At 72.5% G+C, this 23,622-nt stretch carries 21 protein-coding genes; 19 read left to right on the plus strand and 2 right to left on the minus strand.

Annotated elements, in window-relative coordinates; all coding sequences use genetic code 11:
* Positions 1-121: 121 nt before the first annotated feature.
* Positions 122-2,422: a RelA/SpoT family protein gene (locus AC0VXQ_RS05010; RefSeq protein ID WP_196826012.1), complete on the plus strand. Its 2,301-nt coding sequence runs from the start codon at positions 122-124 to the stop codon at positions 2,420-2,422.
* Here the strand turns inward: AC0VXQ_RS05010 and AC0VXQ_RS05015 are convergent.
* Entirely contained in the window at positions 2,391-3,113 is a 723-nt protein-coding gene (locus tag AC0VXQ_RS05015) for a hypothetical protein (protein WP_058743458.1), read from the minus strand. The genes AC0VXQ_RS05010 and AC0VXQ_RS05015 overlap by 32 nt on opposite strands.
* Before the next feature lie 75 nt (positions 3,114-3,188).
* On the minus strand, positions 3,189-4,673 hold the full coding sequence (locus tag AC0VXQ_RS05020; RefSeq protein WP_081101592.1) for a DUF349 domain-containing protein: 1,485 nt from the start codon (positions 4,671-4,673) through the stop codon (positions 3,189-3,191).
* 156 nt (positions 4,674-4,829) lie between these two features.
* On the opposite strand from AC0VXQ_RS05020, the gene hisS reads away from it, so the two are divergent.
* The 18 genes from hisS to AC0VXQ_RS05110 all read left to right on the plus strand — a co-directional run bounded on the left by hisS (position 4,830) and on the right by AC0VXQ_RS05110 (position 23,619).
* Positions 4,830-6,188: a histidine--tRNA ligase gene (hisS, locus tag AC0VXQ_RS05025; RefSeq protein WP_058731438.1), complete on the plus strand. Its 1,359-nt coding sequence runs from the start codon at positions 4,830-4,832 to the stop codon at positions 6,186-6,188.
* A gap of 137 nt (positions 6,189-6,325) precedes the next feature.
* Positions 6,326-8,095 (plus strand): aspartate--tRNA ligase, encoded by a 1,770-nt coding sequence (aspS, locus tag AC0VXQ_RS05030; RefSeq protein WP_058731437.1) that lies wholly within the window; start codon positions 6,326-6,328, stop codon positions 8,093-8,095.
* Between the two features lie 124 nt (positions 8,096-8,219).
* Positions 8,220-8,672 (plus strand): D-aminoacyl-tRNA deacylase, encoded by a 453-nt coding sequence (dtd, locus tag AC0VXQ_RS05035; protein WP_064725361.1) that lies wholly within the window; start codon positions 8,220-8,222, stop codon positions 8,670-8,672.
* A gap of 25 nt (positions 8,673-8,697) precedes the next feature.
* Positions 8,698-10,230: a replication-associated recombination protein A gene (locus tag AC0VXQ_RS05040; RefSeq protein WP_058731435.1), complete on the plus strand. Its 1,533-nt coding sequence runs from the start codon at positions 8,698-8,700 to the stop codon at positions 10,228-10,230.
* 260 nt (positions 10,231-10,490) lie between these two features.
* On the plus strand, positions 10,491-11,132 hold the full coding sequence (gene rpsD / locus AC0VXQ_RS05045; protein ID WP_058731434.1) for a 30S ribosomal protein S4: 642 nt from the start codon (positions 10,491-10,493) through the stop codon (positions 11,130-11,132).
* A gap of 213 nt (positions 11,133-11,345) precedes the next feature.
* On the plus strand, positions 11,346-11,741 hold the full coding sequence (locus tag AC0VXQ_RS05050) for a DUF948 domain-containing protein (protein WP_058731433.1): 396 nt from the start codon (positions 11,346-11,348) through the stop codon (positions 11,739-11,741).
* A complete protein-coding gene (locus tag AC0VXQ_RS05055; protein ID WP_100463633.1) occupies positions 11,738-12,199 on the plus strand; it encodes a hypothetical protein in 462 nt (153 codons plus the stop codon). The genes AC0VXQ_RS05050 and AC0VXQ_RS05055 overlap by 4 nt, the downstream gene beginning before the upstream one ends.
* A 2-nt stretch (positions 12,200-12,201) precedes the next feature.
* A complete protein-coding gene (alaS, locus tag AC0VXQ_RS05060) occupies positions 12,202-14,886 on the plus strand; it encodes an alanine--tRNA ligase (protein WP_058731431.1) in 2,685 nt (894 codons plus the stop codon).
* Positions 14,887-14,917: 31 nt separating this feature from the next.
* Positions 14,918-15,481 carry a Holliday junction resolvase RuvX gene (ruvX, locus tag AC0VXQ_RS05065; RefSeq protein ID WP_058731430.1) on the plus strand — a complete coding sequence of 188 codons (564 nt, stop codon included), beginning with the start codon at positions 14,918-14,920 and terminating at the stop codon, positions 15,479-15,481.
* On the plus strand, positions 15,478-16,689 hold the full coding sequence (mltG, locus tag AC0VXQ_RS05070) for an endolytic transglycosylase MltG (RefSeq protein ID WP_058731429.1): 1,212 nt from the start codon (positions 15,478-15,480) through the stop codon (positions 16,687-16,689). Before ruvX ends, mltG begins: the two co-directional genes overlap by 4 nt.
* Positions 16,686-17,657, plus strand: a complete 972-nt coding sequence (locus tag AC0VXQ_RS05075) for a shikimate dehydrogenase family protein (RefSeq protein ID WP_475529334.1) — start codon at positions 16,686-16,688, stop codon at positions 17,655-17,657. The genes mltG and AC0VXQ_RS05075 overlap by 4 nt, the downstream gene beginning before the upstream one ends.
* 151 nt (positions 17,658-17,808) lie before the next feature.
* Positions 17,809-19,029: a chorismate synthase gene (gene aroC / locus AC0VXQ_RS05080; RefSeq protein WP_100463636.1), complete on the plus strand. Its 1,221-nt coding sequence runs from the start codon at positions 17,809-17,811 to the stop codon at positions 19,027-19,029.
* Complete coding sequence (locus AC0VXQ_RS05085; protein WP_058731426.1) at positions 19,026-19,595, plus strand: shikimate kinase; 570 nt, start codon at positions 19,026-19,028, stop codon at positions 19,593-19,595. Before aroC ends, AC0VXQ_RS05085 begins: the two co-directional genes overlap by 4 nt.
* Positions 19,592-20,707: a 3-dehydroquinate synthase gene (aroB, locus tag AC0VXQ_RS05090; RefSeq protein WP_475529337.1), complete on the plus strand. Its 1,116-nt coding sequence runs from the start codon at positions 19,592-19,594 to the stop codon at positions 20,705-20,707. Before AC0VXQ_RS05085 ends, aroB begins: the two co-directional genes overlap by 4 nt.
* A 139-nt stretch (positions 20,708-20,846) precedes the next feature.
* The gene (efp, locus tag AC0VXQ_RS05095) at positions 20,847-21,410 is read left to right on the plus strand and encodes an elongation factor P (RefSeq protein ID WP_058731424.1); all 564 of its coding nucleotides are present in this window, start codon (positions 20,847-20,849) and stop codon (positions 21,408-21,410) included.
* Positions 21,407-21,817, plus strand: coding sequence for a transcription antitermination factor NusB (gene nusB / locus AC0VXQ_RS05100; protein WP_058731423.1), 411 nt, complete (start codon positions 21,407-21,409; stop codon positions 21,815-21,817). Before efp ends, nusB begins: the two co-directional genes overlap by 4 nt.
* Positions 21,818-21,949: 132 nt before the next feature.
* Positions 21,950-22,621 (plus strand): bifunctional pyr operon transcriptional regulator/uracil phosphoribosyltransferase PyrR, encoded by a 672-nt coding sequence (gene pyrR / locus AC0VXQ_RS05105; protein ID WP_058731422.1) that lies wholly within the window; start codon positions 21,950-21,952, stop codon positions 22,619-22,621.
* Complete coding sequence (locus tag AC0VXQ_RS05110; protein WP_061225531.1) at positions 22,618-23,619, plus strand: aspartate carbamoyltransferase catalytic subunit; 1,002 nt, start codon at positions 22,618-22,620, stop codon at positions 23,617-23,619. Before pyrR ends, AC0VXQ_RS05110 begins: the two co-directional genes overlap by 4 nt.
* Positions 23,620-23,622 lie beyond the last annotated feature (3 nt).

The following is a 23,622-nucleotide window of genomic DNA, read 5'->3' on the forward strand; positions in this document are numbered from 1 at the left end:
GCGGGCTTCCGCGGCCGACTACACTAGGTCCATCACACAGACGGGACCCGCCGCAGGCGGGCGCGAGGAGGCCGATGTGAGCACACAGCACGACGGTGAGGGCCACGGGACCCACCGGGTCATGTCCGCGTCCGCGCGCACCCCGGTGCGCCGATCCTTCCCGACCCTGAAGAAGCTCGAACCGGGGGCCGGCACCCTGACCAGCCAGCTGCCGGCCATCTCCCCGGTGCTCGTGCCCCTGCTGCGCACCGTGATGCAGCACAATCCGCAGGAGGACATCGGGCGCATCGAGAAGGCCTTCAAGGTCGCGGACCGGTGCCACACCGGGCAGAAGCGCAAGTCCGGGGACCCGTACATCACCCACCCGGTCGCGGTCACGACGATCCTCGCCGAGCTCGGGGCCTCCGGGGCCACGCTGATCGCGGGGCTGCTGCACGACACCGTGGAGGACACGGACTACACCCTGGAGCAGCTGACCGAGGACTTCGGGGCGGAGGTCGCCGAGCTGGTGGACGGGGTGACCAAGCTGGACAAGGTCACCTACGGCGAGCACGCCCAGGCGGAGACCGTGCGCAAGATGGTCATCGCCATGGCCAAGGACATCCGGGTGCTGGTCATCAAGCTCGCGGACCGGCTGCACAACGCGCGGACCTGGCGCTTCGTCTCCCCGGAGTCCGCGGCCAAGAAGGCCAAGGAGACCCTGGAGATCTTCGCCCCGCTGGCCCATCGCCTCGGCATCAACACCATCAAGTGGGAGCTGGAGGACCTCTCCTTCGCGGCCCTGGAGCCGCGGATCTACGACGAGATCGTGCGCATGGTGGGGGACCGGACCCCCCAGCGGGAGAAGCAGCTGCAGCAGATCCGCACCGGGGTGATCGAGGAGCTCGAGGCCGCCGGCATCGACTGCCAGGTCACCGGGCGGCCCAAGCACTACTACTCCATCTACCAGAAGATGATCCTGCGGGACAAGGAATTCGACGAGATCTACGATCTGCTGGCGATCCGCGTCCTGGTGGACAGCGTGCGGGACTGCTACGCCGCCCTCGGGGTGGTGCACGAGAAGTGGAAGCCCCTGCCCGGGCGCTTCAAGGACTACATCGCCGTGCCGAAGTTCAACACCTATCAGTCCCTGCACACCGCGGTGATCGGGCCCAGCGGACGCGCCGTGGAGGTGCAGATCCGCACCCACGACATGCACCAGAAGGCCGAATACGGCATCGCGGCGCACTGGAAGTACAAGGCCGCCGCCCGCGGGGAGGCCACGGGCCGCGATGCCCGCACGGAGGAGTCCGCCGAGGGCATGAAGTGGCTGCAGTCGCTGATGTCCTGGCAGTCCGAGACCCAGGACTCCTCCGAGTTCCTGGACTCCCTGCGCTACGAGGTCAACGCCCAGGAGGTCTTCGTCTTCACCCCCGCCGGGGACGTGCTCTCCCTGCCGGCCGGCTCCACCCCCGTGGACTTCGCCTACGCGATCCACACGCAGGTGGGGGACCACACCATCGGCGCGCGGGTCAACGGCAAGCTCGTGCCGCTGTCCTCCAAGCTGCAGCACGGGGACCGGGTGGAGGTGCTGACCACCAAGGCTGAGGATGCCGGACCCAGCGAGGACTGGCTGAAGTTCGTCGCCAGCCCCCGGGCCCGCACCAAGATCCGCCACTACCTGACCAAGGAGCGCCGCGAGGGGGCGATCGAGAAGGGCAAGGACAACCTGACCCGCTCGATGCGCCGGCACAGCCTGCCCCTGCAGAAGCTGCTGACCTCCCAGCTTCTGGTCTCGGTGGCCGAGGAGCACGGCAAGTCCGACGTCGCGGCCCTGTACGAAGCGGTCGGCGAGGGGCAGATCAAGGCCCAGGACGTCATCGACCGCCTGGTGGACCTGCTGGGCGGGCGCGCGGGCACCGAGGAGGACCTCGCCGAGGAGACCTCCATCACCACCCGCTCCCGCCCGCAGTTCGGGGACTCCGGGGTGATCGTGGAGGGCGCGGACAACGTGTTCACCAAACTCGCCCGCTGCTGCACCCCGGTGCCCCCGGACGAGATCATCGGGATCGTGACCCGGGGCAAGGGCATCTCCGTGCACCGGGTGGACTGCCCGAACATGCGGGGAGCCCAGGACGACCCGCGGCGGATCGCCGTGCGCTGGGCGCCGACCTCCTCCTCGGTGTTCCTCGTGGAGATCCAGGTGGAGGCCCTGGACCGGCGCTCCCTGCTCTCGGACGTCACCCGGGTGCTCTCCGAGTCCCAGGTCAACATCCTCTCCGCGACGGTGCACACCAACGTCTCCCGGCTGGCGATCTCCCGCTTCGCCTTCGAGATGGGGGACCCCCGCTACCTGGACCACGTGCTCACCGCGGTGCGCAACATCGACGGCGTCTACGACGTCTACCGCATCACCGGCTCCCGCCCCGCGCCGGACCAGTGATCACGGACCGATGAGTCCGGTTCGGTGATCCCGGCTCCGTGATCTCCGGCGCGGCGTCGGATCGGGCGGCGTCGGGCGGGGGCAGCGCGCCTGCGACCTCCCGCAGGGTCGCCAGGGCCCGGTCCCTCGCGCTGAGCCGGGGCTGGGCCCGCAGCGCCACCGCGATCGCCTCGGGGCTGACCCGCAGGCGCGGGTGCAGCATCAGGGTGGCCAGCGCCGAGCGCGCCGCGGGGCTCAGGGGACCCCGGGTCAGGTCCACCGCGGTGCGCAGCGGCGTACTCACCCGCACGGGGCCGATGCGCTGATCCTCGTAGCGGGTGTGCCGCAGGTACCGCCGCTGCACGTGCAGCAGCTCCAGCGGGTGCAGGCGCCGGGCTCCGCGGGCCGCCGCGATCTCCAGGGTGCGCGGGGCCGCGGCCGCGCCGTGCACCCACGCGGCGGACAGCCCGCAGATGACCGCCTGCTCCCGTGTCCCCGGGCGCAGGTGCAGCCCCGCCGCCCAGGCACGCAGCAGCGGATCCGGGCAACGGGGGCTCCACAGGCCCGGCATGAGGGGGTGCAGCAGCCCCCGGGCGTCCAGGGCGGAGGCCTCCCCGGGGCTCAGATCCACCCCCTCGCACAGCAGCTGGCGGGGAGGCAGCAGCCCGGAGATCATCCAGAGGCGTCGGGGGTCCATGACGGTGGCGCTCATGCCACCATCGAACACGCCGTCGCGGCCCGCCCGCTGCCTCGGACCGGCCCCCTGTGGATAACGGGGCCGGTGCGGCTACCGGTCGGCGGCCTCCAGCTGCGCCAGCCAGGCCCGACGGGTTTCCAAGGCCTCCCGGGCCTGGCGGGCCCGGCGCTCGTCCCCGGCCTGCTCGGCCTCGGCCAGGGCGCGCTCCTCCTGCGCGATGGTCTCGCGCAGCTGACCCAGCATGGAATCGGCCCGGGCCCGGGTCTCCGGGTCCGAGCGCTCCCACTCGCGCTGCTCGGCCTCGGCCACGGCGTTCTGCACCTTCTGCAGCTCGGATTCGATGCGCCGGAAGTCCGTGCGCGGGACCATCCCGGTCTCGTCCCAGGCCTCCAGAATCGGGGCGAGCTGCGCCTTGGCCCGCTCCGGGTCCTGCACGGGCAGCACCGCCCGCGCCCGCTGAAGCAGCTCCTCCTTGACCCGCAGGTTCTCCCGGAACTCCTGCTCGGTTTGCTCGTTTGCGGCGGTGCGGGCGGCGAAGAACACGTCCTGGGCGGCCCGGAAGCGGGCCCACAGGGCGTCGTCCTCCCGGCGGGCCGCGCGCGGGGCCTGCTTCCACCGCTGCATCAGCTCCCGGTACCGCCCGGAGGTCTCGCCCCAGTCGGTGGACCCCTGCAGGGCCTCCGCCTCCGCGATCAGCCCCTCCTTGATGCGCACGGCCTGGGCGTTGCGCTGATCGAGGTCGGAGAAGTGCTCCTTGCGCATTCGCTCGAACCCGGAGCGGGCGGCCCGGAAGCGGGCCCACAGGGCGTCATCCTGCGACTTGGGCAGCCGCTGGGTGCGCTGGGCCTGCTTCCAGGCGTCGAACAGCTGGTTCAGCCGGGTGCTGGAATCCTTCCAGTGCAGGGTCTGCGGATCCTGGGCGGCCACCTCCTCGGCCGCGGCGACGATCCGCTCCCGCTCGGCCACGGCCTCCTCCCGGGCCCGCTGGGCGGTCTCCCGCTGCTCGGCCTCCAGGGCATCGATGCGCGTGTGCAGCTCCTCCAGCCGCGCGTCCAGGGCGGCGAGATCCCCGACGGTGCGCCGGGCCGCGGCCTGCTCGCGCAGGGTCGCCAGGGCGCGGCGGGCCTCCTGGGCGCCGGCCCCGCGCTGCACCCGCCCCTCCAGCAGGGCGATCTGGGCCAGCAGCTCCAGGTGCTTGCGGGCGAAGTAGTGCAGCGCCTCCTCGGGTCCGGCCTCCGGGTAGGCGCCCACCGGCACCTCCTCGCCGGCCACCACGACGACGACCTGCCCGTCCTCGCGGACCCTGCCGTGGGAGGCGGCCTCGGCCAGGGCCGCGGGATCCTCGGTGGAGGGCGCGTGCACCGGGGTCGTGGCGGCGGGGCGGGCACCCGGCGTCGCCGCGGGCCGCGGGGCGGGACCGCGACGCAGGGCCGAGGGCTTCGGCGCGGCCGGCTTCGGCGCAGCGGGTTTCGGAGCGGTGGACTCCGACGCAGAGGCGTTCGGCGCGGAGGAGTCGGGGGCCGCGGCGTCGCGCGGTGCGGAGGCGGGCTGCGAGTGATCATCGGTGGGGCGCATCCCTCCAATATATCTGTCGCGTGCATCACGCGGAGAATCCTCGAGGCCCCGTGACGGGTCCGGCGCCGTCGTGCCCGGTGCGCGCCGGCGGTACAGTGGTGGGGCGCGCGGCCCATCCGCGCGGTGTCGACCCCGAACCCCGTGGAGGAGAGGCCCATGGCCCGCAAGGCGTCCCTGTCAGGTTTCCCGGAGCTGCTGCCGGAGGAGCGGGTGGTGGAGAACCACGTGCTGGACACCCTGCGCCGGACCTTCGAGCTGCACGGCTTCTCCAACATCGAGACCCGCTCGATGGAGACCCAGGAGCAGCTGCTGCGCAAGGGCGAGATCGACAAGGAGGTCTACGCCGTCTCCCGGCTGCAGGAGGACGGGCCCGCCCCGGAGCGCCGGGCCAAGGACCGCCTGGCCCTGCACTTCGACCTGACCGTGCCCTTCGCCCGCTACGTCGTGGAGAACGCCGGGCACCTGGACTTCCCCTTCCAGCGCTACCAGATCCAGAAGTCCTGGCGCGGGGAGCGGCCCCAGGAGGGCCGGTACCGGGAGTTCACCCAGGCCGATGTGGACGTCGTCGGCGACGGCGCCCTGCCCTTCCGCTACGACGTCGAGCTCGCCCTGGTCATCGTGGACGCCCTGTCCGCCCTGCCGCTGCCGGCCTTCCGGATGCGGGCCAACAACCGCAAGCTCTCCGAGGGCTTCTACCGCGGCATCGGGCTCACCGACACCGCCGGGGTGCTGCGCAGCATCGACAAGCTGGACAAGATCGGCCCGGAAGCCGTCGGGAACCTGCTGCGCGAGGAGCTCGGGGCCACCGAGGAGCAGGTCGGCAAGGCCCTGGCCCTGGCGGAGATCACCGCGGAGGATCTGTCCTTCGTGGACCGGGTGCGGGCCCTGGGCGTGCAGGACCCGCTGCTGGAGGAGGGCCTGGCGGAGCTGGCCGAGGTCGTCGGCCAGGCCGCCAAGCGCGCCCCGGGCCAGGTCACCGCGGACCTGTCCATCGCCCGCGGGCTGGACTACTACACCGGCACCGTCTACGAGACCGTGCTGGTCGGACACGAGGAGCTCGGCTCCATCTGCTCCGGCGGGCGCTACGAATCCCTGGCCTCGGACGGCAAGCGCACCTTCCCCGGCGTCGGGCTGTCCATCGGGGTCACCCGCCTGGTGGCCCGCATCCTCTCCCAGCACCTGGCCGCGGCCAGCCGCAAGGTCCCCACCGCGGTCTACGTGGCGCTGACCGACGAGGACACCTGGTCCGCGGCGCAGGACGTCGCCCAGCAGCTGCGCGCCCGCGGAATCCCCACCGAGGTCTCCGCGCAGGCGGCGAAGTTCGGCAAGCAGATCCGCCACGCCGACCGCCGCGGCATCCCCTACGTCTGGTTCACCGGCAGCGACGAGCAGGGGAACCCGACCCACGAGGTCAAGGACATCCGCTCCGGCGAGCAGGTGCCGGCCGATCCCGCGACCTGGATGCCCCCGGCCACGGACCTCGCCCCCCAGGTCACCGCCCCCGCCGCAGACTGAGCCGAGCGCTGCCCCTCCCGGGCGGGGCGTGAGCCCGCGCGATAGACTCGATCACCAGAACCCGCCGTCCCGTACGCCGTCCCCCTCGGGGCCGGCGCGCGGTCCGGCACGCACCCCACCGAAAGGCCGTAACCCCCGTGCTGCGCACCCACACCCTCGGCGAGCTGACCGCCGAGAACATCGGAGAGACCGTGACCCTGGCCGGCTGGGTCGCCCGACGCCGCGACCACGGCGGGGTGGCCTTCGTGGACCTGAGGGACCGCACCGGCATCACCCAGTGCGTCTTCCACGACGAGGCCGACTTCGACGCGCTGCGCAACGAGTACGTCCTGCAGGTCACCGGCACCGTGCGCGCCCGCCCGGAGGGCAACGAGAACCCGAACCTGGTGACCGGGCAGATCGAGGTGGAGGTGGCCTCCACCGAGGTGCTCAACACCGCGGCCCCCCTGCCCTTCCAGATCGACGAGCACGTGGAGGTCGGCGAGGAGGCCCGGCTGCGCCACCGCTACCTGGACCTGCGCCGCCCGGAGCCGGCGAAGATCATGCGGCTGCGCTCCGAGGCCAACCGCACCGCCCGCGAGCTGCTGCACGAGGACGGCTACGTGGAGGTGGAGACCCCCACGATGACCCGCTCCACCCCGGAGGGCGCCCGCGACTTCGTCGTCCCGGCCCGCCTGGCCCCGGGCTCCTGGTACGCCCTGCCGCAGTCCCCGCAGCTGTTCAAGCAGCTGCTGCAGGTCGGCGGGATCGAGAAGTACTACCAGATCGCCCGCTGTTACCGGGACGAGGACTTCCGGGCGGACCGCCAGCCCGAGTTCACCCAGCTGGACATCGAGGCCTCCTTCGTGGAGGAGGACGACGTCATCGACCTCGGGGAGCGCATCGTCGCGGCCCTGTGGAAGCTGATCGACGTCGAGGTGCCCCGCCCCATCCGCCGGATGACCTACGCCGAAGCCATGGAGAAGTACGGCTCGGACAAGCCGGACCTGCGCTTCGGCCTGGAGCTGACCGAGCTGACCGAGTACTTCCAGGACACCACCTTCCGCGTGTTCAAGGCCCCGTACGTGGGGGCCGTGGTCATGCCGGGCGGGGCCTCCCAGCCGCGGCGCACCCTGGACGCCTGGCAGGAGTGGGCCAAGCAGCACGGGGCCAAGGGCCTGGCGTACGTGCTGGTCCAGGAGGACGGCACCCTGACCGGCCCGGTGGCCAAGAACATCACCGACGCCGAGCGCGAGGGCCTGGCCGCCGCGACCGGTGCCGAGCCCGGGGACTGCATCTTCTTCGCCGCGGGCGAGGCCAAGGCCTCCCGCGCCCTGCTGGGCGCGGCCCGCGTGGAGATCGGGCACCGCACCGGGCTGATCAAGGACGGCGACTGGGCCTTCGTGTGGGTCGTGGACGCCCCGCTGTTCGAGCCGGCCGCCGACGCCGAGGAGTCCGGCGACGTCGCCCTGGGCCACTCCGCGTGGACTGCAGTGCACCACGCCTTCACCTCGCCCAAGCCGGAGTTCCTGGACACCTTCGACCAGGACCCGGGTGCGGCCCTGGCCTACGCCTACGACATCGTGTGCAACGGCAACGAGATCGGCGGCGGCTCCATCCGCATCCACCGCCGGGACGTGCAGGAGCGGGTCTTCCAGGTCATGGGCATCTCCGAGGAGGAGGCGCAGGAGAAGTTCGGCTTCCTGCTGGAGGCCTTCAAGTACGGCGCGCCCCCGCACGGCGGCATCGCCTTCGGGTGGGATCGCGTGGTGGCCCTGCTGGCCGGCACGGACTCCATCCGCGAGGTCATCGCCTTCCCGAAGACCGGCAACGGCTACGACCCGCTGACCGCGGCCCCCGCCCCGATCACCGCGCAGCAGCGCAAGGAGACCGGGGTGGACGCGAAGCCGGAGCCGGCGAAGGACTGACCGACGTCGGCGAACCCGCCGAGACCGCACATCATGGCCGAGACCGCGCCCGACGGGTGCGGTCTCGGCCGTTTCGTGCGGTCTCGGCGGAGGTGAGCTCGGCGCCGTCGGCTACGGTGGGACCATGCGCATCGTCCTGCAGAGAGTCAGCACCGCCGAAGTCACGGTCGTCCCCGAGGACGGGGGAGAGCCCGAGGTCGTGGGCGCGATCGAGGGCCCGGGCCTGCTGGCCCTGGTGGGCGTGACCCACGGGGACGGACCCGACGAGGCCGCCAAGCTCGCGGAGAAGACCTGGCGCCTACGGCTGCTGGACGGGGAGCGCTCCTGCGCGGACCTGGACGCCCCGATCCTGGCCGTCAGCCAGTTCACCCTCTACGGGGACGCCCGGAAGGGCCGGCGCCCCTCCTGGTCCGCGGCCGCCCCCGGGCCCGCCTCCGAGCCGATCGTCGACGCCTACGTGCAGGCCCTGCGGGATCTCGGGGCTACCGTGGCCACCGGGCGCTTCGGCGCGCACATGCGGGTCCAGCTGACCAACGACGGGCCGGTCACCCTCATCCTGGACACCGCGGACCTGTGACCGGCGGGAAGGCCGAGCCCTCACCATGACCCAGTCCCTGTTCGGCGACGACGACGCCGCGACCGCCCCCGCCCGCGGGAGTACCGGACGCGGCGGATCCCGCACGCCCGCCCCCGGCCCTGCGAACGGCCGGTCCGCCGGCGCCCGCAGCCCGCTGGCGGTGCGGATGCGCCCGCGCACCGTCGAGGAGATCGTGGGGCAGGCCCATGCTCTGAAGCCCGGCTCCCCGCTGCGGGTGCTCGCCGGGGAGGACGCCGGCCCGGCCGGACCCAGCTCCGTGATCCTGTGGGGCCCGCCCGGCACCGGCAAGACCACCATCGCCCACGTCATCGCCCGCGGTTCCGGGAGGAAGTTCGTGGAGCTGTCCGCGATCACCGCCGGGGTCAAGGATGTGCGCGCGGTGATGGAGCAGGCCCTGGATGACCGGGACCTGCACGGCATCACCACCGTGCTGTTCCTGGATGAGATCCACCGCTTCACCAAGGCCCAGCAGGATGCCCTGCTGCCCGGGGTGGAGAACCGCTGGGTGGTGCTGGTGGCCGCGACCACCGAGAACCCGAGCTTCTCGGTGATCTCCCCGCTGCTCTCCCGCTCCCTGCTGGTCACCCTCACCCCGCTGGAGGACGCGGACATCGCCGCGCTGATCGACCGGGCCGTCGCCGATCCGCGCGGGCTCAACGGGACCGTGACGCTGGAGGAGGAGGCCCGGGATCACCTGGTGCAGCTGGCCTCCGGGGACGCCCGGCGGGCCCTGACCACCCTAGAGGCCGCCGCGGCCGTCGCCTTCGGCCACGCCGAGGCCGCACACGACCGGGCCGAACCGGTCGGCGAGGAGGCCGGGGACGAGGCCGCGGAGGCGACGCAGCCGGGGGCCGAACCCGCCGCCGTGGTGGTCACGGCGGCGCACGCCGAGGAGGCCACGGACCGGGCCGCGCTGCGCTACGACCGGGCGGGGGATCAGCACTACGACGTCATCAGCGCGTTCATCAAGTCCATCCGCGGCTCGGATCCGGACGCCGCCCTGCACTACCTGGCCCGGATGATCGAGGCGGGGGAGGACCCGCGGTTCATCGCCCGGCGCATCGTGGTCCACGCCAGCGAGGACATCGGCATGGCCGATCCCACCGCGCTGCAGACCGCGGTGGCCGCCGCCCAGGCGGTGCAGCTGATCGGGCTGCCCGAGGCCCGGATCAACCTCGCCCAGGCCGTGATCCACCTGGCCACCGCCCCGAAGTCCAACGCCGTCATCCGGGCGATCGACGCCGCGCAGGCCGACGTGCGCGCCGGGCGCTCCGGCGTCGTGCCCCCGCACCTGCGCGATGCCCACTACGGCGGGGCCGCCGCCCACGGACACGGAAAGGGGTACGTCTACCCGCACGACGTGCCCCACGCCGTGGCCCCCCAGCAGTACCTGCCGGACACCCTGCGCGACGCCCAGTACTACCGGCCCACTGAGTACGGGGCGGAGCGGACCGTGAAGCGGCGACTGGGGATCCTGCGCGACATCCTGCGCGGCCGCCGACCCCGAGCGGGCGGGGACGCGGGCGGGACGCCGTGACCAGAGGCACCCTCGCCCGGTCGGCCCGGTGACCTGACAGCCCGGCCCGCGTGCCGTAGAGTGGGGCGCTGTCTGGCACGCCGTGGACGAAACGCATCCCGACCCCCGGGATGATCACCGACCGCGGTGGCAGCAAGGGTAGCGGCTGACCCGCGCTCTCCGCCGCGCAAAACCGTGCGCGGATCCCGGAGGCCAGTTGACACCAGAACAAATGGGGCGGGCTCCCGCTGAGCCCGCGCCAACCGCATGAAAGGCAATCCTTGGCTACTACCACCAAGACCAAGCGGGCGCGCAACCTCGTCCGCAAGTCCCGCGCCCTCGGGATCCCGCTGACCCCGAAGGCCGAGAAGTACTTCGAGCGCCGCCCCTACGGCCCCGGCCAGCACGGGCGCGCCCGTCGTCGGCAGGACTCCGACTACGCCGTGCGTCTGCGCGAGAAGCAGCGTCTGCGCGCGCAGTACAACATCCGCGAGGCGCAGATGCGCCGCGCCTACGCCGAGGCCAAGCGCACCGAGGGCCAGACCGGTGAGAACCTGGTCGAGCAGCTCGAGACCCGCCTGGATGCCCTGGTGCTGCGCTCCGGCTTCGCCCGGACCATCACCCAGGCCCGCCAGATGGTCGTGCACCGTCACATCATGGTCGACGGTGTGCGCGTGGACCGCCCCTCCTTCCGCGTGAAGCCGGGCCAGCTGATCCACGTGCACCCGCGCTCGGAGAAGATGGACCCCTTCCAGGTGGCCGCCACCGGCGCCAACCAGGACGTGCTGCCCCCGACCCCGCCGTACCTGAACGTCGAGATCGACAAGCTGCACGCCAAGCTCGAGCGCGCCCCCAAGCGCCCCGAGATCCCCGTCACCTGCGAGGAGCAGCTGGTGGTCGAGTACTACGCCCGCATGGCGTAGCCCGATCCCCACGGGAGACGGCCCGCGACGCAGCCCGCGTCGCGGGCCGTCCCCGTTCCCGTCCCGTGCCGAGGACCGGGGGAGCGCGTCGGACCTGCTGATAACCTAGGCTGGAAACGGTCACGGTTCGGTCACGACGCCGGGACCCGGCGGTCCTGCCCGGACCGCCGCAGCACACCTTTGACCACCACCTGCGAGGAGACGGTTGCGCACATGACGGTCGGATCGATCGCGGGGCTCATCGCCGCCGGCGTCTTCGCCGTGCTGGTGGCCCTGCTGGCCCTGCCCATCGTCAAGCTCGGACGGGTCTTCGATGAGTTGCGCGTGACCGTGCGCCAGCTCAACGAGGGCACCGGCCCGCTGATCGACGAGGTCACCCGCACGGTGGCCACCACCAACACCCAGCTGGAGAAGGTGGACGGGATCACCGACAACGTCTCCGACGCCTCCGCGAACGTCTCCGCCCTGTCCAGCCTGGTCGCCTCCACGGTCGGCCAGCCCCTGATCAAGGTCGCCTCCTTCTCCTACGGCGTGCGCAAGGCCTTCCGCGGCCGCGACGGCGAGACCCAGGCCGCCGATCCCGCAGGCCCCACGGAGGAGAGCGCATGAGCTTCTGGTCCAAGGCCGCACTGACCCTGGCCGGTGCGGCCGCGGGATACTTCGCGGCCCGCCGCGGCCCCGCCGTCGTGCGCACCGGACGCGAGCTGGTGCTGCGCGGGCCCTCCGCGCTGTCCGAGCAGACCCCGAGCCCGGGAGGAAACGCCATGGCCCGCTTCTGGAGCTCCTCCGCCGCCGCCCCGCTGCGCGCCGGGGCCCTGAAGGCCGTGCGCTTCGCCGCGACCGTGAAGCAGGGCATGGCGGAGAAGGAATCCGAGCTGAACCGCCGCTACGCGGCCCAGCAGCGGGACCTGCGCTCCGGCTCCCTGGACAGCTGGGACCGGCCCCTGCCGCCGCAGCCGCCGCAGCCGCCGCAGCACATCGCACCCCGAGACGTCAGCGCCGCGCCGCCCCCGCAGGCCCACGACGCCGAGACCACCACGAGCCCCACCGAGAAGGACGACCGCTGAGCATGCTCTCCCAGGAAATCTCCCAGCGCTGGACCGACTACTTCGCCGAACGAGGCCACACCGTGGTCCCCTCGGCCTCGCTGGTCTCCAACGCGCCCGGCTCGATGTTCACCATCGCCGGCATGGTCCCGTTCATCCCCTACTTCCTCGGCCAGGAGACCGCCCCGTACTCCCGCGCGGTCTCCGTGCAGAAGTGCATCCGCACCCTGGACATCGAGGAGGTCGGCAAGACCGCCCGGCACGGCACCTTCTTCCAGATGGCCGGGAACTTCTCCTTCGGCGACTACTTCAAGGCCGAGGTGATCCCGTGGGCCTGGAACCTGCTGACCTCCCCGGTCTCCGAGGGCGGCTACGGCCTGGACCCGGAGCGGCTGTGGGTCACCGTCTACGAGGGAGACCAGGAGGCCTACGACCTGTGGACCCGCGAGGTCGGGGTGCCCGCGGAGCGGGTGCAGCGGATGGACATGAAGGAGAACTACTGGTCCACCGGCCAGCCCGGCCCCGCCGGCCCGGACTCCGAGATCTTCTACGACCGCGGCCCCGCCTACGGCAAGGAGGGCGGGCCGGCGGCCGACGACGACCGCTACATCGAGATCTGGAACCTCGTGTTCATGCAGTTCCAGCGCGGCGAGGGCATCGGCAAGGACGACTTCGAGATCCTCGGGGAGCTGCCGAAGAAGAACATCGACACCGGCCTGGGCGTGGAGCGCCTGGCCATGCTCCTGCAGGGCGTGGAGAACTTCTACGAGACCGACCAGGTCCGCCCCGTCCTGGACGCCGCGGCCGAGCTGTCCGGCAAGCGCTACTCCGGCTCGGAGTCCGCGAAGGACCCCGGCTACGAGGACGACGTGCGCATGCGCGTGGTCGCCGACCACGTCCGCTCCTCCCTCATGCTGATCAGCGACGGGGTGACCCCCTCCAACGAGGGCCGCGGCTACATCCTGCGCCGCCTGCTGCGCCGCGCCATCCGCGCGATGCGCCTGCTCGGGGTCACCGAGGCCTGCCTGCCCGTGCTGCTGCCGGCCTCCCGCGACGCCATGAAGGGCGCGTTCCCCGAGGTCGAGCGGGACTTCGAGCGCATCTCCCGGGTCGCCTACGCCGAGGAGAAGGCGTTCCTGCGCACCATCGAGTCCGGGACCAGCCGGCTCAACGAGGCCGTCACCGCGGCCAAGGCCGAAGGCCACGCCGTGACCGGCGAGGACGCCTTCACCCTGCATGACACCTACGGCTTCCCCATCGACCTGACCCTGGAGATGGCCGCCGAGGCCGGGGTCTCGGTGGATGAGGCCTCCTTCCGCGAGCTCATGGAGGAGCAGCGTCACCGCGCCCAGGCCGATGCCCGGGCCAAGAAGGGCGGGCACGCGGACCTGCACGTGCTGCGCCAGCTGGCCGACGAGCGCGGCTCCGTGTTCACCGGCTACACCCAGCTGCGCACCGAATCCGCGATCCGCGCGATCCTGGTTGGCGGGGCCACCGTTCCGGCCGCCTCGGCCGGGCAGGAGATCGACCTGGTGCTGGATGAGACCCCGTTCTACGCCGAGGCCGGCGGTCAGGCCGCCGACACCGGCACGATCTCCGGCAACGGCTTCTCGATCCGCGTCAAGGACGTGCAGCAGCCGGTCAAGGGCCTGAGCGTTCACCGCGGCGTCGTCACCGAGGGCGAGGTCCCCGCGGGTGCCGCGGCGGTCGCCCAGGTGGACGTGCAGCGGCGCAAGGACGCCGAGAAGGCCCACTCCGGCACGCACATCGTGCACGCGGCCCTGCACCGGGTGCTGGGCCCCGAGGCCGTGCAGCGCGGCTCCTTCAACAAGGAGGGCTACCTGCGCTTCGACTTCGCGTGGAACGAGGGGCTGTCCGAATCCGTGCAGGCGGAGGTCGAGGAGGTCTCCAACACCGCGATCCGCGACAACTACGAGGTCATCACCCGCGAGATGCCGCTGGCCGAGGCCAAGGCCATGGGCGCGATGAGCCTGTTCGGGGAGAAGTACGGGGACATCGTGCGCGTGGTGGAGATCAACGGGGACTTCTCCCGCGAGCTGTGTGGGGGGACCCACGTCGGGTCCTCCGCGGAGATCGGCTCCCTGTCCCTGCTCTCGGAGGCCTCCGTGGGCTCCGGGAACCGGCGCGTGGAGGCCCTGGTGGGCCTGGACTCCTTCAACCACCTGGCCGCCGAGCGCACCCTCGTCAACCAGCTCACCTCCCTGATGCGGGTCCAGTCCTCCGCCGAGCTGCCCGAGCGCATCGGTCAGACCCTGGAGAAGCTGAAGTCCGCGGAGAAGGAGCTGGAGAAGCTGCGCCGGGAGAAGCTGCAGGCCGAGGCCGGCAAGCTCACCGAGTCCGCCGAGCTGATCTCCGGGATCCGCGTGCTCACCCACGACGCCGGGCAGATCCCCGCCGACGACGCCCGGGGCCTGGCCACGGATCTGCGCCACCGGCTCGGGGAGGACCCGGCCGTGGTGGCGGTGGCCGCCGAGGCCAAGGGCCATCCCGTGATCGTCGTGGCCACCAACCAGGGCGCCCGCGACGCCGGGATCAAGGCCGGTCAGCTGGTGCGCACCGCCGCCGGGATCCTCGGCGGCGGGGGCGGCGGCAAGGATGATCTGGCCCAGGGCGGCGGTCAGAACCCGGCCAAGATCGCCGAGGCCCTGGAGGCCGTCGCCGGCCAGATCGCGACCGCGGCGAAGTAGCCGCCGCACCACGGGCCGGGAGGACACGGGAATGGGATTCAGCCGAGGCGTGCGGATGGGCGTCGACGTGGGCAACGCCCGCGTCGGCCTGGCGCTGTCCGATCCGGACGGCATCCTCGCGACCCCGTTGAAGACCCTCAAGCGCAACCTCAACACGGATTCCGATCGGCGGGTACTGCGCCGCCTGCTGGAGATCCACGAGGTCGCCGAGGTCTACGTCGGGCTGCCCCGCACCCTGTCGGGGGGCTCCTCGGCCTCCACCCAGATGGCCGAGGACTACGCCTCCGGCCTGGTGGCGGAGCTTGCCGCCGAGGGACGCGAGATCCCCGTCTGGTTGGTCGATGAGCGGCTGAGCACCGTCTCGGCCCAGCGGTCCCTGCACGAGGCGGGGGTCTCCTCCCGCCGGTTCAAGACGATGGTGGACCAGGTCGCGGCCGTGGCCATCCTGCAGCAGAGCCTGGACGCCCTGAAGGCCGATCGCGCCGTGGCCGGGTATCGTGTGGAAGCGCCCACCGTGCCGCGCGAGGACGCCCGGTCCCAGCACCTCGATCCGACCTCGGAGCCGAGGCCCGAGCAGAACGGAGATCCCGCGTGAGCGACGACTCGACACGCCGACGCCCCACCTCGTCCGAGGACGAGGCCGGGTTGCACGACATCCTCGCGCCCAGCGACGCGGACCGACGCGATGGGGTCCTCGGGCTGCGGGTGGAGGACGAGGACATCACTCCGGAGCAGGCCCGGCGACGCCGGAAACGGCGCCAGCAGTCCCTGGTGGCCGCGGTGCTGGTCTTCGTCCTGGCCCTGGTGGTCTCCGGGGCGATCGTGGGGCCCAAGCTCGGATTGTTCCAGGCCAAGGACTACGACGGGGACGGCAACGGCACGGCCGTGACCTTCACCGTCAGCTCCGGGGAGACCAACCAGCAGATCGCCCAGGGCCTGGAGGACAAGGGCGTGGTGGCCGACGCGGGCCGCTTCGTGGACGTCTACGAGGAGAAGTCCGACGGCTCCTTCATCCAGCCCGGCACCTTCCAGCTGCAGGAGCGGATGAGCTCCGAGGCCGCCGTGGACGCCCTGCTGGGCACCGGTGGGGAAGCGGTGCACTACGTCGCGATCAACCAGACCCTGCGCAAGGACGAGGCCTTCAAGGCCCTCGCCGACGGCACCGGCATCCCCGTCTCGGAATTCGAGCAGCTGGACAAGGACCCGGCGAAGTTCGGCATCCCCTCGCAGTTCCCCTCCCTCGAGGGCTACCTGCACCCGGGGGAGTATCGCTTCAAGACCGACGCGACCGCCGAGGACATCATCCGCGAGATGGTGGATAAGACCAAAGCGGATCTGAAGAGCGCCGGGGTCACCGGGGACCAGCACACCTTCGACGTGCTGACCATCGCCTCGATCCTCGAGTTCGAGGCCACCCCGCAGGACTACCGCGCCGTGGCCGGGGCGATCCACAACCGCATCGACAACCCCGGCGGGGAGACCAACGGGTACCTGCAGTCCGACGCGACCGTGGCCTACGGGCTGGGGGAGAAGACCTACCAGATCACCGCGGAGCAGAAGCAGGACGCCTCCAACAAGTACAACACCTTCGCCAACAAGGGCCTGCCCGAGGGGCCCATCGGCTCGCCGGGACTGAAGGCCATCCAGGCCGCGCAGAACCCCCAGAAGAACGACTACTACTACTGGGTCACGGTCAACCTGGACACCGGCGAGACCAAGTTCGCCAAGACCTACGCGGAGCATCAGAAGAACGTGGAGGAGTACCAGAGCTGGTGCTCGGATCACGAGGGCAAGTGCTCGTGAGCCCGGAGCCCCCGAAGGAACCGGACCCAGCCGCATGGGCGGCGGTGCTGGGCAGTCCGGTCGGGCACAGCCTCTCCCCGGACCTGCATGCGGCCGCCTACCGCGAGCTCGGCGCAGCCGTGCGGTACCGGCGTCTCGAGACGCCTCGGTCCGAGCTGGGGGCCCGGCTGGCCGCCGCGGCCGAGCCCGGATGGCGCGGCTACTCCGTGACCATGCCCCTGAAGGCCGACGCGGCCCGGGCGGTCTCCGCGCTGACCCCGTTCGCCCGCGCCGTCGGGGTGGTCAACACGGTCGCGGCCGCGTCGCGGGGCGCCGACGGGGCGGCCCGGGGCCTGCTCGGGCACAACACCGACGTCGCCGGCATCGTCAACGCCCTGCGCGACCTCGGGCCCGCTGAACCGGAACCGGTCGCCCCCGCGGCCGTCATCGGCGGCGGCGGGACCGCGACGGCCGCCGCGGCCGCGCTGCGGCTGATGGGCTGGGAGGAGACCTTCGTGTACGTGCGCGACGCCTCCCGCACCCGCGAGCTGCGCGCGGCGGCCGAGCGGCTCGGGCTGCGGCTGCGGATGCGTCCCCTGGAAGACTGCCCGGCGGAGCTGGACGGGATCGGCACGGCCGTGTGCACCCTGCCGGCCCGCGCCTTCGACCCGCACGCCCGGCGGCTGAGCGGGGACCTGTCCGGGCTGCGCCTGCTGGACGTCTCCTACGATCCCTGGCCCTCCGTCCTGGCCGAGCGCGCGCAGCAGCGGGGGGCGCGGGTGGCCTCCGGGGCGCACATGCTGCTGCACCAGGCGGTGGACCAGGTCAAGCTGTTCCTCGGCCTGCCCCTGGACCGCCCGCTTCCGCACCAGCAGACCGTCCTGGAGGCCATGGCTGCGGCGATCGGGCTGCCCGCTCCCGTCCGGGAGCCCGTGCCGGTGCATACTCTGGATGGGCTGACCGAGACCGCGCCCTCCGAGGACGGGTGAGCGCCGCACCGAGAGGACCCGCACCGGCAGGCGCTTGCGGCCGGAGCCCGCGCCCGCGGAGAATGGGACGACCCCCGATGACGCCGCCCGGCACCGTGCCCCATGCACGGCCGGGCGGGTTCGCCGAGACGAGACGAAGGAACGTGACCAGGTGACCCTACGCTGGCTGACCGCAGGAGAATCCCACGGCGAGGCGCTCGTCGGCATCATCGAGGGGGTGCCCGCCGGCGTGGAGCTGACCACCGGGCAGCTGCGCGAGGCCTTGGCCCGGCGCCGTCTGGGCTACGGGCGCGGGGCGCGGATGAAGTTCGAGGAGGACCGGGTCCGCATCCTCGGCGGCGTGCGCCATGGGCTGACCCAGGGCGGGCCCGTGGCCGTGGAGATCGCCAACACCGAGTGGCCCAAGTGGACCGAGGTCATGTCCGCGGACCCCGTTAACCCGGCGGTGCTGGAGGGCAGGGCCCGCAACGCGCCCCTGACCCGTCCCCGGCCCGGCCACGCCGATCTCACCGGCATGCAGAAATACGGCTTCGACGAGGCCCGCCCGGTGCTGGAGCGGGCCTCCGCGCGCGAGACCGCGACCCGCGTGGCCCTGGGCGTGGTCGCCGCGCAGATCCTGGACAGCCTCGGCGCGCAGCTGGTCAGCCACACCGTCGCCCTGGGCGGGGTGAGTCTGCCGGAGGGCCACCCGGCCCCGGTGCCGGCGGACACGCCGACCCTGGACGCGGATCCCCTGCGCTGTGCCGACCCGCAGACCTCCGAGGCGATGGTCCGGGAGGTCGACGCCGCGCACAAGGACGGGGAGACCCTCGGCGGCATCGTCGAGGTCCTGGCCTACGGGCTGGTGCCCGGGCTGGGCTCCTACGTGCACTGGGACCGGCGCCTGGACGCGCGCCTGGCCGGAGCGCTGATGGGCATCCAGGCGATCAAGGGGGTCGAGGTCGGCGACGGCTTCCGCACCGCCGCCCGGCGCGGCTCCGCCGCCCACGACGAGATCGTCCCGGACGCCGAGGGCGCCGCGCACCGGACCTCCAACCGGGCCGGGGGCATCGAAGGCGGGATGAGCATCGGGGACGTGCTGCGGGTGCGCGCGGCGATGAAGCCGATCGCGACCGTGCCCAAGGCCCTGCGCACCGTGGACACCACCACGGGCGAACCCACCCGGGCCCACCACCAGCGCTCCGACGTCGCCGCCGTGCCGGCCGCCGGGGTCGTCGCGGAGGCCATGACCGCCCTGGTGCTGGCCGACGCGTACCTGGAGAAGTTCGGCGGGGACTCCATCGCGGAGACCGCGTGCAACAAGGACGCCTACCTGGCCGCGATCCCGGCCTCCCTGCGCACCGTGGGCGACGGGCGGGACCCCCGCGCATGAGCGAGGTCCCGACCGCACCCGACGCCGCCGTGCACCCCCGGCCCGTCGTGCTGATCGGGCCGATGGCCGCCGGCAAATCCGCCGTCGGACAGACGCTGCGCACCCGCCACGGCTACCGGCTCATCGACTCCGACGCGCGCATCGTCGCCGCCCAGGGCACGATCCCGGAGATCTTCGCCCACCACGACGAGGCCCACTTCCGGCGCCTGGAGGCCGCCGCGATCGGCGAGATCCTCGCGGATCCCGACAGCGTCGGCGCGATCGTCTCCGTGGGCGGGGGCGCGCCGATGACCCCGGCGGTGGCCCGCCTGCTGGCCGAGACCACCGTGGTCTACCTGCTGGTGGACGAGCAGACCGTCGCGGAGCGGATCCGGACGGAGGGGGACCGGCCGCTGCTGGCCGGACACCCCCTGCAGCGCTGGCGGCAGATGTACGCCCAGCGCCACGAGACCTACGAGCGGCTGGCGGACCTGGTCGTGGACGCCCGCGGGCACCGGGACCTGGTCACCCTGGCCGATGAGATCCACGAGCACCTGGCCCGCGCGGCCGGGAAGGAGCAGCGATGAGCAGCCAGCCCAGCGGCGAACCCGAGCCGATCACCCGGATCCCCGCGACCGGTCAGCGTCCCGGCGAGAGCTACGAGGTGCTCATCGGCCATGACCTGCTGCGCGAGCTGCCCGGGATCCTGGGCCCCCGGGTGCGCCGGGCCCTGATCGTGCACCCGCGGGCCCTGCGCTCCACCGGCGAGCTGGTCATGAGCGATCTGCGCGCCGCCGGATACGAGGCCTTCTCCGCGGAGATCCCCGACGCCGAGGAGGGCAAGCACGCGCAGGTCGCGGCCTTCTGCTGGCAGGTGCTCGGGCAGAACGACTTCACCCGCTCCGACGTCGTGATCTCGGTGGGCGGGGGAGCGGTCTCCGACCTCGCCGGCTTCGTCGCCGCGACCTGGCTGCGCGGGGTGCGGGTCGTGCACCTGCCCACGACGCTGCTGGGCATGGTCGACGCCGCGGTGGGCGGGAAGACCGGGATCAACACCGCCGAGGGTAAGAACCTCGTCGGGGCCTTCCATCCGCCGGCGGCCGTGCTGTGCGACCTGGGCACCCTGCGCACCCTGCCCGTCAACGAGCTGCTCACCGGGCTGGCCGAGGTCGTCAAGTGCGGGTTCATCGCCGACCCGAAGATCCTCGAGCTCCTGGAGGCCCACCCGCAGCAGCTGCGCGACTCCCAGTCCGCGGTGATCCGGGAGCTGATCGAGCGGGCCGTGCGGGTCAAAGCCGAGATCGTCTCCGAGGACCTGCGCGAGACCGGGCGGCGGGAGTTCCTCAACTACGGCCACACGCTGGGGCACGCGATCGAGCTGGCCGAGCGGTATCAGTGGCGCCACGGGGCGGCGGTCGCGGTGGGCATGGTCTTCGCCGCGGAGCTGTCCGCCGCGGCCGGCAGCCTGGACCCGGCCGTCGTGCAGCGCACCCGCGCGATCCTGGAATCCCTGGGCCTGCCCACCGGATACCGGGCGGATCGCTGGGCGCGGCTGCTGGAGGCCATGCACCGGGACAAGAAGACCCGCGGCAATCTGCTGCGCTTCGTCGTCCTCGACGGGATCGCCCGCCCGCGGATCATGGAGGTCCCGGACGAGACCCTGCTGTTCGCCACCTACCAGGAGATCGCCGAGGCCTGAGGAGGCCCCCGCCGACCGCGCCACGGGGGAAGCGGGCCGGGGAGGCGATACAATGGCACCTGATCCGCCGCCGCACGGATGCGCCCTCCCGCGCGTCCCCGGATGCGGCGAGAGCAGTACGAACCGAGAAGGAGTGTCCGTGGCAACGACCAACGACATCAAGAACGGGACCATCCTCAACCTGGACGGGAACCTCTGGGGCGTCATCGAGTTCCAGCACGTCAAGCCGGGCAAGGGCGGGGCGTTCGTGCGCACCAAGCTGCGCAACGTCAACACGGGCAAGGTCGTGGACAAGACCTTCAACGCCGGCGCCAAGGTGGACATCACCACGGTGGACCGCTCCGAGTACCAGTACCTGTACCAGGACGGCGAGGACTACGTCTTCATGGACAACAAGACCTACGACCAGGTCACCGTCCCCGCCGCCGTCGTGGGCGATGCCGCGAACTACATGCTGGAGAACCAGAACGCCACGCTGGCCTTCCACGAGGGCACGCCGCTGTACATCGAGCTGCCGCCGTCGGTGGTCCTGGAGATCACCTACACCGAGCCCGGCCTGCAGGGCGACCGCTCCACCGGCGGCACCAAGCCCGCGACCCTGGAGACCGGCGCGCAGATCCAGGTGCCGCTGTTCGTGGAGCAGGGCACCCGCGTCAAGGTCGACACCCGCAGCGGCGACTACCTGGGCCGCGTCAACGAGTGAACTCCCGGACGAAGGCGCGCGTGCGCGCCCTGGAAGTGCTGTTCGAAGCCGATTCGCGCGGCGAGGACACCCTCGAGGTGCTGCGTCGGCGCCGCGCCCACACCTCGGCCCTGATCTCCGACTACTCCGAGCGGATCGTGCGCGGGGTCCTCGAGCACGACGAGGAGATCGCCGAGGCCCTGGAGACCTACTCCAAGGGCTGGACGCTGGACCGGATGCCGGCCGTGGACCGGGCGATCCTGCGCATCGGGGCCTGGGAGCTGCTGTACAACGACGACGTCCCCGACGCCGTCGCCGTCTCCGAGGCGGCGGGCCTGGCCCGCACCCACTCCACGGATGACTCCCCGCGGTTCGTCAACGGGCTGCTGGGCCGGCTGCAGAAGGTCAAGCCGACCCTGCTGGCCTGAGCACCCGCCGAGGCCGCCCGGACCGATCGCGTCCGGGCGGCCTCGGCGCGTCCAGGCTCCTGTGGTAGGTTCGAGCCTAGCAGAGCACCCTTTAAGCTCCCGTCCGGTGAGGCGGGGAAGGAGGCCGAGTCCATGACCGATCAGCATAACCGAGAGGACCCCCCGAGGGTCTCGCCGCGAGCCCGGGTGATCCTGGACGCGGCCGACATCGACCGGGCCCTGACCCGGATCGCCCACGAGATCCTGGAGGCCAACAAGGGCGCCGAGGACCTCGTGCTGCTCGGCATCCCCCGCCGCGGGTATCCGCTGGCCCGGCGCCTGGCCCAGCGCCTGCACCGCATCGATCCCGCCTTCGACCCGGCCGCGGCCCTGGGGCAGCTGGACGTGACCATGTACCGGGATGACCTGCGCACCGGCACCTCCCGCACCCCCGAAGCCACCCGCCTGCCGGGCCTGGGGATCGACGGACGCCGCGTCGTTCTCGTGGATGACGTCCTGTACTCCGGGCGCACCGTGCGCGCCGCCTTGGACGCCCTGGCCGACTACGGCCGCCCCGCCCTGGTGCGCCTGGCCGTGCTCGCCGACCGCGGCCACCGGCAGCTGCCGATCCGCGCGGACCACGTGGGCAAGAACCTGCCCACCGCCGCCGCCGAATCCGTGCGGGTCTTCCTCGCCGAGACCGACGCCGCCCCCGCGCTGAGCGGGAAGGACGAGCGGGATCTCAGCGACTGCGTGCTGCTGGACCCGGCCCCGCCGCGCCCGGGCCCGCAGACGGCGCCGAGCGCGGGGGAGGCCCGGGCATGAGGCACCTGCTGGACACCCGCTCCCTGACCCGCGAGCAGGCCATCGCCCTGCTGGACACCGCGGACCGGATGGGGGAGGTCGGCTCCCGCGAGGTCAAGAAGCTGCCCGCCCTGCGCGGGCGCACCGTGGTCAACCTGTTCTTCGAGGACTCCACCCGCACCCGCATCTCCTTCGAGACCGCGGAGAAGCGGCTCTCCGCCGACGTCATCAACTTCGCGGCCAAGGGCTCCTCCGTGTCCAAGGGCGAATCCCTGAAGGACACGGCCCAGACCCTGGAGGCCATCAACGCCGACGCCGTCGTGATCCGCCATCCCGCCTCCGGCGCCCCGGCCCGCCTGGCGACCAGCGGGTGGATCCAGGCCCCGGTGGTCAACGCCGGGGACGGCACCCACGCCCACCCCACCCAGGCGCTGCTGGATGCGATGACCCTGCGCCAGCGTCGCGCCGAGCTGACCGGCACCGGCGCCCAGGGCACGGACCTGGCCGGGATGCGCATCGTGATCGTGGGCGACATCCTGCACTCCCGGGTGGCCCGCTCCGATGTGTGGCTGCTGAGCACCCTGGGCGCGCAGGTCACCCTCGTCGCCCCGCCGACCCTGCTGCCGGTGGGCATCGACGACTGGCCGGTGCGGGTCAGCTACGACCTCGACGAGGCCCTGGCCCAGGACCCGGACGCCGTGATGCTGCTGCGCATTCAGCGCGAGCGCATGCACGCGGCCTTCTTCCCCAGCTCCGAGGAGTACGCGAGGCTCTGGGGACTCAGCCCCGAGCGCCTGGCCGGCCTCAGCGCCCGCGGGGCGCAGACCGCGATCCTGCACCCGGGGCCGATGAATCGGGGCCTGGAGATCAGCGCCGACGCCGCGGACTCCCCGCGCTCCCTGGTCCTGCGCCAGGTGGCCAACGGGGTCTCCGTGCGCATGGCCGTGCTCTACCACCTGCTCACCGGCGCCCCGGACCCCGCCGGGGCCACCGGGGACCCGGAGGCCGATCGTGCCTGAGGG

It is taken from the genome of Rothia sp. QJM3NY_36 (genome assembly GCF_056173115.1).

What these genes read in the sequence shown, in the direction of transcription:
- AC0VXQ_RS05010 (WP_196826012.1), top strand. Translation starts at nt 122, where the DNA reads ATGTCCGCGTCCGCGCGCACCCCGGTGCGCCGATCCTTCCCGACCCTG.
- AC0VXQ_RS05020 (WP_081101592.1), bottom strand. Translation starts at nt 4,673, where the DNA reads ATGCGCCCCACCGATGATCACTCGCAGCCCGCCTCCGCACCGCGCGAC.
- AC0VXQ_RS05050 (WP_058731433.1), top strand. Translation starts at nt 11,346, where the DNA reads ATGACGGTCGGATCGATCGCGGGGCTCATCGCCGCCGGCGTCTTCGCC.
- AC0VXQ_RS05055 (WP_100463633.1), top strand. Translation starts at nt 11,738, where the DNA reads ATGAGCTTCTGGTCCAAGGCCGCACTGACCCTGGCCGGTGCGGCCGCG.
- AC0VXQ_RS05085 (WP_058731426.1), top strand. Translation starts at nt 19,026, where the DNA reads ATGAGCGAGGTCCCGACCGCACCCGACGCCGCCGTGCACCCCCGGCCC.
- pyrR (WP_058731422.1), top strand. Translation starts at nt 21,950, where the DNA reads ATGACCGATCAGCATAACCGAGAGGACCCCCCGAGGGTCTCGCCGCGA.
- dtd (WP_064725361.1), top strand. Translation starts at nt 8,220, where the DNA reads ATGCGCATCGTCCTGCAGAGAGTCAGCACCGCCGAAGTCACGGTCGTC.
- AC0VXQ_RS05110 (WP_061225531.1), top strand. Translation starts at nt 22,618, where the DNA reads ATGAGGCACCTGCTGGACACCCGCTCCCTGACCCGCGAGCAGGCCATC.
- ruvX (WP_058731430.1), top strand. Translation starts at nt 14,918, where the DNA reads ATGGGATTCAGCCGAGGCGTGCGGATGGGCGTCGACGTGGGCAACGCC.
- AC0VXQ_RS05015 (WP_058743458.1), bottom strand. Translation starts at nt 3,113, where the DNA reads ATGAGCGCCACCGTCATGGACCCCCGACGCCTCTGGATGATCTCCGGG.
- AC0VXQ_RS05040 (WP_058731435.1), top strand. Translation starts at nt 8,698, where the DNA reads ATGACCCAGTCCCTGTTCGGCGACGACGACGCCGCGACCGCCCCCGCC.
- alaS (WP_058731431.1), top strand. Translation starts at nt 12,202, where the DNA reads ATGCTCTCCCAGGAAATCTCCCAGCGCTGGACCGACTACTTCGCCGAA.
- aroB (WP_475529337.1), top strand. Translation starts at nt 19,592, where the DNA reads ATGAGCAGCCAGCCCAGCGGCGAACCCGAGCCGATCACCCGGATCCCC.
- hisS (WP_058731438.1), top strand. Translation starts at nt 4,830, where the DNA reads ATGGCCCGCAAGGCGTCCCTGTCAGGTTTCCCGGAGCTGCTGCCGGAG.